At 67.5% G+C, this 12998-nt stretch carries 13 protein-coding genes; 8 read left to right on the top strand and 5 right to left on the bottom strand.

All coding sequences use genetic code 11. From position 1 onward, the window contains the following. The first annotated feature begins 1 nt into the window (after window position 1). From ptsP to IM660_RS06920, 4 genes are all read left to right on the top strand, one after another. Complete coding sequence (gene ptsP / locus IM660_RS06935) at window positions 2-1684, top strand: phosphoenolpyruvate--protein phosphotransferase (protein WP_193498623.1); 1683 nt, start codon at window positions 2-4, stop codon at window positions 1682-1684. Between the two features lie 164 nt (window positions 1685-1848). Beyond that, window positions 1849-2244: a globin gene (locus tag IM660_RS06930; RefSeq protein ID WP_193499274.1), complete on the top strand. Its 396-nt coding sequence runs from the start codon at window positions 1849-1851 to the stop codon at window positions 2242-2244. Next, window positions 2244-3122, top strand: coding sequence for an acyl-CoA thioesterase (locus IM660_RS06925; RefSeq protein ID WP_193498622.1), 879 nt, complete (start codon window positions 2244-2246; stop codon window positions 3120-3122). The genes IM660_RS06930 and IM660_RS06925 overlap by 1 nt, the downstream gene beginning before the upstream one ends. Before the next feature lie 116 nt (window positions 3123-3238). Continuing rightward, window positions 3239-3799 (top strand): DoxX family protein, encoded by a 561-nt coding sequence (locus IM660_RS06920; protein WP_193498621.1) that lies wholly within the window; start codon window positions 3239-3241, stop codon window positions 3797-3799. 22 nt (window positions 3800-3821) lie between these two features. Here the strand turns inward: IM660_RS06920 and murQ are convergent, their stop codons facing one another. Both murQ and IM660_RS06910 read right to left on the bottom strand, forming a co-directional pair. Further along, a complete protein-coding gene (murQ, locus tag IM660_RS06915; protein WP_193498620.1) occupies window positions 3822-4787 on the bottom strand; it encodes an N-acetylmuramic acid 6-phosphate etherase in 966 nt (321 codons plus the stop codon). After that, window positions 4784-6235 carry a glycoside hydrolase family 3 protein gene (locus tag IM660_RS06910; RefSeq protein ID WP_193498619.1) on the bottom strand — a complete coding sequence of 484 codons (1452 nt, stop codon included), beginning with the start codon at window positions 6233-6235 and terminating at the stop codon, window positions 4784-4786. Before IM660_RS06910 ends, murQ begins: the two co-directional genes overlap by 4 nt. Before the next feature lie 304 nt (window positions 6236-6539). Here IM660_RS06910 and ectA point away from each other — a divergent pair, with 304 nt between their 5' ends. The 4 genes from ectA to thpD all read left to right on the top strand — a co-directional run bounded on the left by ectA (window position 6540) and on the right by thpD (window position 9932). Continuing rightward, window positions 6540-7058, top strand: coding sequence for a diaminobutyrate acetyltransferase (ectA, locus tag IM660_RS06905; protein WP_193498618.1), 519 nt, complete (start codon window positions 6540-6542; stop codon window positions 7056-7058). A gap of 101 nt (window positions 7059-7159) precedes the next feature. Beyond that, complete coding sequence (gene ectB, locus IM660_RS06900; protein WP_193498617.1) at window positions 7160-8431, top strand: diaminobutyrate--2-oxoglutarate transaminase; 1272 nt, start codon at window positions 7160-7162, stop codon at window positions 8429-8431. 56 nt (window positions 8432-8487) lie between these two features. Continuing rightward, on the top strand, window positions 8488-8880 hold the full coding sequence (locus IM660_RS06895; protein WP_193498616.1) for an ectoine synthase: 393 nt from the start codon (window positions 8488-8490) through the stop codon (window positions 8878-8880). A gap of 152 nt (window positions 8881-9032) precedes the next feature. Next, window positions 9033-9932: an ectoine hydroxylase gene (thpD, locus tag IM660_RS06890; protein WP_193498615.1), complete on the top strand. Its 900-nt coding sequence runs from the start codon at window positions 9033-9035 to the stop codon at window positions 9930-9932. 123 nt (window positions 9933-10055) lie between these two features. On the opposite strand, the gene IM660_RS06885 is transcribed toward thpD, so the two are convergent. From IM660_RS06885 to IM660_RS06875, 3 genes are all read right to left on the bottom strand, one after another. Beyond that, window positions 10056-10508 carry an acyl-CoA thioesterase gene (locus IM660_RS06885; RefSeq protein ID WP_193498614.1) on the bottom strand — a complete coding sequence of 151 codons (453 nt, stop codon included), beginning with the start codon at window positions 10506-10508 and terminating at the stop codon, window positions 10056-10058. Between the two features lie 5 nt (window positions 10509-10513). Further along, complete coding sequence (ettA, locus tag IM660_RS06880; RefSeq protein WP_193498613.1) at window positions 10514-12196, bottom strand: energy-dependent translational throttle protein EttA; 1683 nt, start codon at window positions 12194-12196, stop codon at window positions 10514-10516. An 87-nt stretch (window positions 12197-12283) separates the two neighbouring features. Next, window positions 12284-12880: a single-stranded DNA-binding protein gene (locus IM660_RS06875; protein ID WP_193498612.1), complete on the bottom strand. Its 597-nt coding sequence runs from the start codon at window positions 12878-12880 to the stop codon at window positions 12284-12286. Between the last annotated feature and the right edge of the window lie 118 nt (window positions 12881-12998).

The following is a 12998-nucleotide window of genomic DNA, read 5'->3' as shown; positions in this document are numbered from 1 at the left end:
CATGACGCACGGCGACCATCCGGTAGTCATCTCGGGAGCAGGTGTCTCACCAGGGCGCGCCGCCGGTCCGGCGGTGTGGATGACCAGTGCCGCCGGTGAGCCACCGAAACGGCGCAGCTCGGCCGATCCCGAGGCCAGCGCTGCGGCCATCGCGGAGGCGGCCAGCGCCGTCGGGAGAGACCTGGCCGACCGAGCGGAGGCGACCGACGGCACGGCACGAGATGTGCTGGAGGCCACAGCGCAGATCGCCCAGGACCCGACGCTGGTGCGTGATGCCCAGGAGCGGGTGCGCGCGGACAGGGTCAGCCCAGAGCGGGCAATCTGGGAGGCCGCGGGTGCGGTTGCCGACCAGTTCGAGTCGCTCGGCGGCTACCTCGCCGAACGTGCGCGCGACGTGATCGACGTGCGGGACCGGATCGTGGCGCACCTGCTGGGCGCGCCCACGCCGGGAGTGCCGCGCCGGGAGGAACCGTTCATCCTCCTCGCCCGCGACCTGGCTCCAGCCGATACGGCGCAACTGGATCCGGAGGTCGTCCGCGGTCTTGTCACCGAAGAGGGCGGACCTACCTCGCACACCGCAATCCTCGCCCGGGCGATCGGCATCCCCGCCGTCGTCGGTATCGGGCAGGCAGTCGAGCAGATCAGCACCGACATGGTCGTCCTCGTCGACGGTGGGGCCGGTCAGGTCTACCTGGACCCGTCCGAGGAAGCGGTAACTGCAGCCCGCGAGCGGACCACCGTGCGCACGTTCACTCCCCCGGGCACCACGAAGGACGGCCATCGGGTAGAGCTGCTCGCGAACGTCGGGGAGGCGGAAGACGCCGAGCCCGCCGCCGCCTCGGGAGCCGAGGGGGTGGGCCTGTTCCGGACTGAGTTCTGCTTCCTGGATCGGGACGACGAGCCCACCATCGACGAGCAGGTCGCGGCCTATGGGCCCGTGATGGCGGCGTTCGCAGGGAAGAAGGTCGTGATCCGCACCCTGGACGCCGGGGCGGACAAGCCACTCCCGTTCCTGACAGATACCGACGAGACCAACCCCGCGCTGGGGGTACGCGGCTACCGCACGTCGTGGCAGAACCCGGACGTCCTCGACCACCAGCTGATGGCGATCGCCCGGGCCGCCGGCGAGCACGAGGCGGACGTGTGGGTCATGGCTCCGATGATCAGCCGGGTGGCCGAGGCCGAGGACTTCGTGGCTCGCTGTACGGCACACGGGCTCCGGACTGCCGGGGTGATGGTCGAAGTGCCCAGCGCAGCCTTGCTCGCCGGGCCGCTGCTGGCACGCGCTGCGTTCGCCTCGATCGGCACCAACGACCTCGTGCAGTACACCCTCGCGGCCGACCGGCTCCTGGGTGCGCTCGCACCCCTGTCTACCCCGTGGGACCCGGCGGTGCTGCGGCTGATCCAGCTCACATGCATGGGTGGACAGGCGCAGGGACGCCCTGTCGGGGTCTGCGGAGAGGCCGCCGCTTCACCGGCTCTGGCTGCCGTGCTGGTGGGACTGGGCGTAGCGAGCCTGTCGATGACACCACGGGCGTTGGGGGACGTAGCCGCCCTACTCGGCGCGGTGACCCACCAGGAGTGCCAGGCGGCGGCCGGGCTCGCTCTCGCCGCGGACAGTGCAGACGGCGCACGGCGCGCGGTGCGTGAGGCGCTCCCCGTACTCGCCGACCTGGCGCTGTAGCGGGAACGGCCTGCTGAGGACCATGGACAGGTCGCCCGGCTCGCATCTGCCGTCGTGCGTCGGCTACGCCCGTCCGCGCGATCTCTTACGCTGGGACGGTGAGCACCAATCCCGAGAGCGCTGCAGGCAACCGCCCCACCCTGGGGCTATCCGCCGCGGGGCCGCTGCGTAGCGAACGCCAGCCCTCCTTCTACGAAGCGGTCGGCGGCGAAGCGACCTTCCGCCGCATCGTGCACCGCTTCTACGAGCAAGTCGCCGGCGATGACCTGCTGCGCCCGATGTACCCCGATGCCGATCTCGGGCCCGCCGAGGACCGGCTGCGGATGTTCCTCGAGCAGTACTGGGGCGGGCCGACCACCTATTCCGAGACCCGCGGTCACCCGCGACTGCGGATGCGGCACGCGCCGTTCCGGGTCTCCCCCGCCGCCCGAGACCGGTGGCTGGACTTCATGCGTGTGGCCGTGGACGAAGCCGACCTGGCCCCCATCCAGCGCGCCACACTGTGGGACTACCTGGAGCGCGCCGCGCACTCCCTGGTGAACACCTTCGAGGAGGAGTGATGAGCGAACACCGCGAGGAGCCGATGCCGCTGGCCGCGGTGCTGGCTGCGCTCGACCTGGAGCAGACCGACGCTGACACCTTCGTCGGAACCTCGTTGCCACAGCTGCACGGCCGCGTCTACGGCGGGCAGGTGCTCGCGCAAGCGCTGCTGGCCGCCGGGCGCACGATGGACCCCGGCCGACTACCGCACTCAGTCCATGGCTACTTCCTGCGGCCCGGGTCGCTGGAGGATCCGATCACGTTTGCCGTGGAGCGGCTGCGAGATGGTCGATCGTTCAGCGCTCGGCGGACCCACGCGCTGCAATCCGGCAAGCCGATCCTGTCGATGATCGCGAGCTTCCAATCCGAGCAGCCAGGACTGGACCATGCTGATCCGATGCCGGAGGTACCCGAGCCGGAGTCGCTGCCGAGCTCGGTGGCCCTGTTCAACTCGCTCGACCACCCGGTCGCGCAGTTCTTCTACCGCAACGGCGCCTTCGATCTGCGCCATGTCAGCGGGAACCTGTTCACCGGACCTGCCGCAGAACACTCGGACCGGCAGTTCCTGTGGATGCGGGCACGGGCACCGATCCCCGGTGATCAGCTACAGCAGCGGGCCATGCTGGCCTACGCGTGCGATCAGGTGATGCTGGAGCCGATCATGCGCAGACACGGCCTGTCGTGGATGACCAGGGAAGCGAGTGTGGCCAGTCTCGACCACGCCATGTGGTGGCACCGGGATGTCGACGCTGGGGAGTGGTTGCTGTTCGCGCAGTCCTCGCCCTCCGCCCAGGGTGGTCGTGGCCTGGGTGAGGCGAAGGTGTTCGACCGCAGTGGCAGGCTGGTCGCGACGATCGCCCAGGAGGGGATGCTCCGGGTGCCGCAGAGCCAAGGCTGACCCGCGGACAGGAGAGAGTCCGTGGGACCTTCGGCCCTAGGGCGGGGGGACGGCGCCGGAGGAGACTGCGTGTCACGGGGTTCGCACCAGAACCCACGTAGACAAGGACACCGACGATGAGCACGACACTCTCTCAGACCGCCACGAGCGTGAGGACGCAGGAAGACCTCATCCGTTCCGTGTGGGCCCGACGGGCTCTCGCGATCGGCCGTATCGTGATCGGCTTCAGTTTTCTCTGGCCCTTCCTGGACAAGACCTTCGGCCTCGGCTTCACCACCCCATCTGAACGTGCCTGGATCAACGGTGGCACACCCGCCCAGGGGTACCTCGGCAACCTCGACCCGTCGCAACCGCTGGCAGGCTTGTTCCAGGATCTGTTCCTCAACCCGTTCGGGGACGCGTTGTTCATGATCGGTCTGCTCGGTATCGGCGTAGCCATGATCACCGGGGCCGGTCTGCGCATCGCCGCCGTCAGCGGCGCGCTGCTGATGCTGTTCATGTACCTGGTGGCACTGCCCTGGATCGGCGAGCCGGCCACCAACCCGATCATCGACTCGCACTGGCACGAAGCGCTGCTGCTGATCATCGCCGCAGTCACTCTCGCCGGGGACACCTGGGGCCTGGGCAAGTGGTGGGCGGGTACCACCATCGTCCAGCGCCTGCCCTGGCTGCGCTGATCGCCCGTCGCGCTCGGCGGGTCTACTCGCCGGGCGCGACGGCTTGTCCGCCGAGCTCGGCGACGGCCGTTCGGATCCCCGCCGGATCCCCCGCGCGCGCGGGGTCCGGGGGATTTTGCGCCAGTGCGGCGCGCGCCGCGACCGCGTCCACTGAAGCGAGCAGACACACGAGCGCCGTGCGCACGTCTCCCGCCTCGGTCAGCGCCGCCCGGCACTGATCGGCCGGGCGCCCGGTGGCCTGCGCGAGCATTCGCACGATCCGGGCGTGCAACTTCTCGTTCGTCGGCAGCACGTCGATCATCAAGTTCGAGTAGGTCTTTCCCAGCCTCACCATCGTCGCGGTGGACAAGGTGTTGAGCACGAGTTTCTGCGCGGTACCTGCCTTCATCCGCGTGCTCCCGGTGACCACCTCCGGGCCGGTATCGACCAGTACGGCCACATCGGCCGACGAGGCGAGCGTGGCACGCGGGTTGCAGGCAATCAGCCCGGTCGCGGCGCCGCGGGACCGTGCCCGTTCCAGGGCACCGCCCACAAAAGGCGTGCGTCCGCTCGCCGCCAGGCCCACCACGAGATCGCCCGGCCCGACCTCCGCCACGGCCGCCGCTCCGGCCGCGGGGTCGTCCTCAGCCCCCTCGACGGGAGCAGTCATCGCTTCACTTCCCCCGGCGAGGAACGCCTCCACCTGGTCAGAGCCCACGCGGTAGGTGGGCAGCAGTTCGACCGCGTCGAGCACGCCGAGGCGACCTGACGTGCCGGCCCCGACGTAGATGATCCGCCCGCCGGAGCCGAGCGCATCGACTGCCAGGTCAACCAGAGCCGCGATCTGCGGGCCCGCCGCGGCCACGGCCGGTACGACGGCAGCATCCTCGGTGGTGATCAGACGCACGAGGTCGCCCGAGGCGAGCGTATCGATCTCGGTGGTGCGCGGATTGCGGTCCTCCGTGGCGGACTGCACATGCAATGGCGTGTCCTGCGGGTGCGGTGTCATGTGTCCTCCTGAACGTCGCCGGTGCGAAGTCTCCTGGAAGAGCCGCAGGCGATGGCTGCCGCGCGAGCGCTGGCTCGCGCGATCCCGTGGGTGTAGACGATATGCGGGTGATCCGGGGCCGCACCCTCCACCCCGACATGCATGAGAACCGCGTCCGGGTAGTCAGCGAGTAGACGGAGCAGGCGACCGTCAGACTCCCGGGCCACGACTGCCAGGCGAGCGCCGGCCATCACACGGGGCACATCAGCTGCACTCAGCGGCGTCAGTCCGAGGACGTTGGTGAGTTCGCGGACGACCGGCCCGGAGGTGGCACCGGCCGCTTGGTCCCAGCGAGTGATCAGGTCGACGACGACGTCCCCCGCCCGCAACCCGACGTCACCGTGGACGCGCAGCCCGCGCCTGGCGGCCTCCAGGCCGAGAGTCTCGACGCGCGCTCTGACACGTTGGAGGTCCGGCACCGGCCGGCCGGAGCGGCTGCGTAGCATTCGTACGCGTTCGGCTGCCTCGCGGATACGGCCCGCGTCGAGTTCTCCTGCCCGGACGGCGTCTTCGATCGTGTCGCGCACATGGAAGAAGTGAGCTGCGTCGTCGGGAACTTCGGCAGTGGAACCCAGGCACAGCAGATCCGCTCCGGCGGCGAGCGCCCGCACCGCGGCCGCGCCGACGCCGTCCGCCGAGACCGCCTTCATGTCCAGCGCATCGGTGACTACCGGGCCGGTGAAGCCCAGAGCGCGCGCACGGTCGATCGCCACCGCGGACAGTGACGCAGGCGAGTGCGGATCCCAGGCGGGCACGATGAGGTGCCCGACCATGAGCGTATCCATACGTTCGGCGAACGCCTCGACGAAGGGCGGGAGGTCGCGTGCACTGAGTTCAGCGTCCGTCACGTCCAGGCGCGGCAGCGCGAGATGAGAGTCGACGTCGGTGTCACCGTGCCCGGGAAAGTGCTTGCCGCCGCTGAGCACACCGGCGGCACGGAGCCCTCGGATCACTGCCCGTCCGTGCCGCGCCACCAGCGCAGGGTCTGCACCGAAGGACCGGGGACCGATCACGGGATTGTCGGGCCGCGCGGCCACATCCAGCACGGGCGCAAACGTGAGGTCGATACCGCAGGCCGCGATGAGATCTCCCATCGCGTGTGCACAGGCTTCTGTCAGCGCGGCGTCGTCGATGGCACCGAGGGCGGCCGGTGCCGGCAGGTCGGAACCCTCCTGGGCCTGCAGACGCGAGACATTCCCACCCTCTTCATCGATCGCCACCAGCAACCCGGGCTGCGCGGCACGTAACGCCTGGGTGAGGCCGACCGTGGTCTCAAGGTCAGGCGTGTTCTGGCCGAACAGCAGGACGCCGCCCAGATCCTCGGCCTCAGCAACCCAGTGCGGAACCGCGGTGCCGGAGAAACCTGGCAACAGAACAGCATGGATATCTCGTCGCAGCGGACTGGTCATCGACGCTCCACCGGGTGCACGCCTCACACCTTACTGGCTGGCTACCGACCCTGCCTCGATCGATGGGACACACACCCCCTGACACCTGTGACCCAGCCCTCATTTCCGCGACATCACGCCGCGAGCACCCGATTCGTCTCACTATACGGACTGAACTGGACGACCCCCGGAGGGTGGTAGCCGACCCTTGACCTTTCCGCATCACCACACCGCTGACAGGGGAAGGCGACGCGGCCCATACGGCGTCGGTGGAGCGATGCGCTGGTTCCCATCCGGAAGCACAATGGCTACCGTAGAGGTCCGTATGGCGACCACATCAGCAGACCCGAGCCCTTCGACATCGAACGACGACCTGGAGATCCGCCGCACCGTCGTCGCCGACGGCGCAGCCATGTGGAACCTGGCCCGCGAGTGCGGCTTGGACTTGAACTCCTCGTATGCCTACCTGATCTTCGCCGCGGACTTCGCCGCGACCTGCCGGATCGCACTGCTCGGCGGGGAGCCAGTCGGCTACGTGCTGGGGTATCAGCCCCCGGAACGGCCAGATCATCTGTTCGTCTGGCAGGTGGCGGTCAGTTCCCGCGCTCGAGGCCGAGGTCTCGCCCGGCGCATGCTGGAGGATCTCCTGCACGCACACTCCGAGGGCACGACGCTGGAGGCGACTGTGGAGGAGTCGAACGACGCCTCGCGCGCCCTGTTTGCGGCCGTAGCGCGCGCACACGGGGGCACCCTGAGTTGGACCGAGGGGGTGAGCGCCGAGGACTTCCCCGACGATCACCCGAGTGAGCCACGACTCGAGATCACAGGTATGGATCTCCACTGAGCCCGCCGGATCCGGCACTGGCCCGGGTTTGACGGACCGCCGTACGAGAATTCACGTTCACCGATGATGGCTGATACCAGCCGCGACCACGAGAGAATGGCATGAGTCTGATGACGACCGATACGACGGCGCTCGAATCTGACGTCCGGAGCTACTCCCGCTCCTGGCCGGTGGTGTTCGACCGAGCACAGGGCGCCACCATGTACGCCGAGGACGGCACTGCCTACCTCGACTTCTTCGCTGGTGCGGGCAGCCTGAACTACGGACACAACAACCCGCACATGAAGCAGGTACTGCTGGACTACCTGAGCTCGGACCGCGTGGTGCACTCGCTCGACATGCTCACCACTGCCCGCAGCGAGTTCCTGCAGACCTTCTCTGACAACATCCTCAAGCCCCGGGGTCTGGACCACCGTGTCATGTTCCCTGGTCCCGGAGGCGCCAACGCTGTCGAGGCCGGGCTGAAGCTGGCGCGAAAGATCACCGGCCGGGAGGCGATCGTCAACTTCACGAACGCATTCCACGGCATGACCCTCGGTGCACTGTCCGTGACCGGGAACTCGATGAAGCGGGGCGGCGCCGGCATCCCGCTGGTGCATGCCACCCCGATGCCCTACGACGACTACTTCGACGACGAGCATGACGTGCCCGACTTCCTGTACCTGGAGCGGCTGCTTGAGGACGCCGGTTCCGGCTTGAACGAACCGGCGGCTGTGATCGTGGAGACGCTGCAGGGTGAGGGCGGCATCAACAGCGCCCGCGTGGAGTGGCTGCAGGGCCTTGCGGAGCTGTGCAAGAAGCAAGACATGCTCCTGATCGTCGACGACATTCAGATGGGCTGCGGCCGGACCGGCCCGTTCTTCAGCTTCGAAGAGGCGGGAATCGTGCCCGACATCATCACGCTGTCGAAGTCCATCAGCGGCTACGGACTCCCGCTCGCGCTGACGCTCGTGCGGCCCGAGCTCGACGTCTTCGAGCCCGGTGAGCACAACGGCACCTTCCGCGGATTCGCCCCGGCCTTCGCTACCGGCGCCGAGACGATCCGGCAGTACTGGAGCGACGACAGCCTCCACAAGTCGACCATTGCCAAGGGCATGGTGATCGAGGGAGCGTTCAACGCTCTCGTCGCCAAGTACCCCGACGCCAACCTCATCTCCAAGGGCCGGGGCCTGGCGCGAGGACTGCAGTTCGGAGAGTCCGCCAAGGCCGGCGAGGTCGCCAAGGAGTGCTTCACACGCGGGCTGCTCGTGGAGACCTCCGGTCCCGAGGACGAGGTGGTCAAGCTGCTGCCGCCGCTGACCCTCACCGACGAGGAGCTGAACCGGGGACTGGACATCATCGCCGACTCCGTGGCTACTGTGCTCTCGGCCTGAGAGCCACTCCATCCCCCGGCCCGACTACGGCCACCGATTCGAAAGGCAGAAGCCCCATGCTCGTGCGTACCATCGATGAGATCAACGACACCGACTCCGACATCAAGACCCCCAACTGGCGCAGCAAGCGCATCGTGCTCGCCAAGGAGGGCGTCGGGTTCTCGGTGCACGAGACCACGCTGTACGCGGGTACCGAGAACGAGTTCTGGTACGCCAACCACTACGAGGCCGTCTTCGTGGTCGAAGGCGAGGGGCAGATCATCGACCTCGCGACCAACGAGGTGCACGAGCTCAAGCCCGGATCGCTGTATCTGCTCAACAACCACGACAAGCACCGTGTACTTCCGCGCACCGATATGCGTACGGTGTGCGTGTTCAACCCCCCGGTGACCGGTCGGGAGGTCCACGACGAGAACGGGGTCTACCCGCTGGTCACTGAGGAAGCCTGAAGCCTCACGCGAGGGCTGCGGCTCCTCGCCTGTTCCGATCCGGAGCGGGCGAGGAGTCGCAGCCTTCGACGTTGGTGGGTCCGGCCTAGGCCACTAGGACGGACAAGGAAAGTTCACGACACCCGGAACGTCCCGGGAGAAGGGAATTGGCCATGACCACCACGACGATCCAGCAGGATCTCTACCCGACCCGCACCGGAGAGGTGCCCGGTCCGGCGTTCGAACGCGAGCACCAGACTGTCTGGGGCTCAGCCGCGGACGGTCCGTTCGACGCCGACGCCCTGGAGGAACACGAGAAGCGTGGCTTCACGATCCTCCAGGACTTCATCACCGGCGACGAGATCGAGCTCTACTCCGCCGAGTTGCGCCGGCTCTCCTCCGACGATTCGCTGACAGGCGACCCGCGTCTGATCACCGAGAAGTCGACGGGCGACGTCCGTTCAGTGTTCGAGGTGACCAAGCTCAGCCAGGCCATCGACGCCCTGAGCCGCGACCCACGCGTACTCGACCGGGCCCGGCAGTTGCTCGGCTCCGAGGTGTACCTGCACCAGACCCGCGTCAACTACATGCCCGGGTTCAAGGGCAGCGGGTTCTATTGGCACTCAGATTTCGAGACCTGGCACGCCGAGGACGGGATGCCGCTACCGCGGGCCGTCAGCTGCTCGATCGCGCTGACGCCGAACTACCCGTTCAACGGTGGACTGATGGTGATGCCAGGGTCGCACCAAACCTACGCCCCAGGCGTGGGTGAAACCCCAGCGGACAACCACACGTCCTCGCTGAAGGAGCAGACCGTGGGCGTTCCCAGCCAGGAGGCGGTGACGCAGATGGCCCACCGGTACGGGATAGACCAGTTCACCGGTCCGGCCGGCTCCGCCCTGTGGTTCGACTCCAACATCATGCACGGCTCCGGGAACAACATCACCCCGTTCCCCCGGTCGAACGTGTTCATGGTGTTCAACTCCGTTGAGAACGCACTGGTGGAGCCCTATGCAGCACCGGCACCGCGACCGGAGCACATCGCCAGCCGGGACTTCACCCCGCTGAGCTGATCGCACGGGAACCCACCACGAACGGGGCGGCCCTGGCGGGCTGCCCCGTTCTTCTGTCCGCACCCGGGCCGGCACGATCAGGCACTGTCGGGCACGGTCGGGCACGGTCGGCGCCGTGTTGTGTCAGCGGCGCCTGAACTCAATCGGATCCTCGACGAGCGGGGCAAGAGCCGCGCGCTCTTCGTCGCTGAGTCGCCGAGGCTGTCCGGTGGCAGCGTCCACCATGACGATGGAGGTCGCCGCCTTGGCTGCAACCGCCCCGCCGGGTGAGAGCAACTCGTAGCAGACCTCAAGGCTCGCACCGCCGATGCGCCCGATCCACAACTCGACCATCACAGGTTCATGGGAGTGCCCGAGCGGCGCGAGGTACTCAATCTCCTGGCGCGCCACCAGCGTGTAGCTGCTCGCCTCCGGGCCGCCGGCCAGGACGTTTGTACCGCTGGCGACCTGGCCGTTCGTCCAGAACGTCGCGATGCGGGCCTCTTCCAGGAGGGTCAGCATCGCAGCGTTGTTGACGTGCCCGTAGGCGTCCAGGTCTGACCAGCGGACCGGAACCGGCACGCGCACCCGCGCCATCCGGATCAGTCCCGCGTGAGCTTGCGATAGGTAACCCGGTGCGGACGGGCCGCTTCCTGTCCGAGCCGTTCGACCTTGTTGGCCTCGTAGTCGGCGAAGTTGCCCTCGAACCAGTACCAGTTCGCGGGGTTCTCGTCGGTTCCCTCATAGGCAAGGATGTGCGTGGCGACGCGGTCGAGGAACCACCGGTCGTGGGAGATGACCACCGCCGAGCCCGGGAAGTTCAGCAGCGCGTTCTCAAGGCTGCCGAGCGTCTCCACGTCCAGGTCGTTGGTCGGCTCGTCCAGCAGCAGCAGGTTCCCGCCCTGCTTGAGGGTCAGGGCAAGGTTGAGCCGGTTGCGTTCACCACCGGAGAGCACACCGGCCGGCTTCTGCTGGTCGGGGCCCTTGAAACCGAATTGAGAGACATACGCACGCGAGGGGATCTCCACGTTCCCGACCTGGATGAAGTCGAGGCCATCGGAGACCACTTCCCACAGCGTCTTCTTGGGGTCGATCCCACCGCGCCCCTGATCGACGTACGAGATGTCGACGGTCTCGCCAACCTTCAAGTCGCCAGCGTCGAGCGGCTCCAAGCCGACGATCGTCTTGAAGAGGGTCGTTTTTCCGACACCGTTCGGGCCGATGACGCCGACGATGCCGTTCCTGGGCAGCGTGAAGGAGAGGCCATCGATCAGCGGCCGGTCTCCGAAGCCCTTCCGCAGATCGCTGGCCTCGATGACCACCGATCCCAGTCGTGGACCAGGCGGGATCTGGATCTCCTCGAAGTCGAGCTTGCGAGTGCGCTCGGCTTCCGCTGCCATCTCCTCGTAGCGGGCCAGACGAGCCTTCGACTTCGCCTGCCGCCCCTTGGCGGAGGAACGCACCCAGTCCAGCTCGTCCTTGAGTCGCTTGGCGAGCTTGGCGTCCTTCTTGCCCTGGATGTCCAGCCGTGCAGCCTTCTTCTCCAGGTAGGTGGAGTAGTTGCCTTCGTAGGGGTAAAGACGACCACGGTCGACCTCGGCAATCCAGCCTGCCACGTGGTCGAGGAAGTACCGGTCGTGGGTGACGGCAATGACGGCGCCGGGGTACTTGGCCAGATGCTGCTCGAGCCATTGCACGGACTCGGCGTCGAGGTGGTTCGTCGGCTCATCCAGCAGCAGCAGGTCGGGCTGCTCCAGCAGCAGCTTGGCGAGCGCGACGCGGCGCCGCTCGCCACCGGAGAGGTGAGTGACCGCCTCTTCGCCCGGAGGTAGTTGCAGCGCGTCCATCGCCTGCTCGAGCTGGGAGTCCAGGTCCCACGCGTCCGCCGCGTCGATCTCCGCCTGCAGACTTCCCATCTCTGCCATCAGGGCGTCGAAGTCGGCGTCCGGCTCGGCCATCAAGTTGCCGATCTCGTTGAAGCGGTCGAGCTTTGCCTTGATCGCGCCCATGCCCTCCTCGACGTTGCCGAGGACTGTCTTCTCCTCGTTCAGGGGCGGCTCCTGCAACAGGATGCCCACCGAGTACCCGGGCGAAAGCCGTGCCTCTCCGTTGGAGGGGGTGTCCAGACCGGCCATGATCTTCAAGATCGTGGACTTTCCGGCTCCGTTCGGGCCGACCATGCCGATCTTCGCACCGGGCAGGAACGACATCGACACGTCGTCGAGGATGACCTTGTCACCGTGCGCCTTGCGCGCTTTCACCATCGAGTAGATGTACTCGGCCACAGTTCTCCCAGATCAGTTCGGGTGGATCGCATCTCCCAGCCTACGGCCCTCGACGCACTGGGGTGTACCTGTGGCCGAGTCATCTGCTCAGGCGGAGACCCGCTCGACCAGCAACTCCTCGCTCACCGGTCGGTCGGTGGACGCCAGCTCACCGGGATCTGCCCCGTCGTGTTGCGGGTCGTCAGCACCATCTGCATCGCCGGTGCCGAACTCAGCCTGATCTGTCCTCGTGTCCCAGTTCTCGGGCACCTCCTCCATGCCGGAGACATCCGGAAGACCGTGCTGGGCCCGTTCCGCCGCTCGCTGGGCCACCTCGGCTGCCCAGCTGCTCCGGCGCACGTTCGCCTCGGCGTGACGCAGATCCGGCCCGAACGCGTTCGCGATGATCGTGGCGCTCCACCGATCCTCACCGTCCCTGCTCACGTACTCCTCGTGCTCGAGCCGACCACGGGCAACCACGGCGTCTCCCCGCCGGATGCTCCTGGCAACATTGACGGCGAACTCACCGAAGAACTTGACTGCGAACCATTGCGTCGCCCCGTCCGACCATTGACCCTCACGGTCCCGGATGCGCGGGGTGCTCCCCACATTCAGGCGCAGGTACGGCACTTTGCCTTCACCGTGCATGAGGGTCGGGTCGTGCCCGATGTAGCCGCGGATCGTCACATCCACCTCGTTGACCATCTCGTCTCCTCCAGTTCAGCACCGGGCCCTCCGGCGCTGAACCCAGAGTGCAGGCAGGAATGCGACAACCGAGGTCCGCCCGCATGGGGCTGTGGACGAAGGAACATCGGGCATGGGC

The sequence above is a fragment of the Ruania alkalisoli genome (assembly GCF_014960965.1).
In the GTDB taxonomy this organism is placed as follows: Bacteria; Actinomycetota; Actinomycetes; order Actinomycetales; family Beutenbergiaceae; genus Ruania; species Ruania alkalisoli.
Note: the sequence above shows the minus strand (reverse complement) of the source record. Positions and strands in the feature narration are given on the sequence as shown.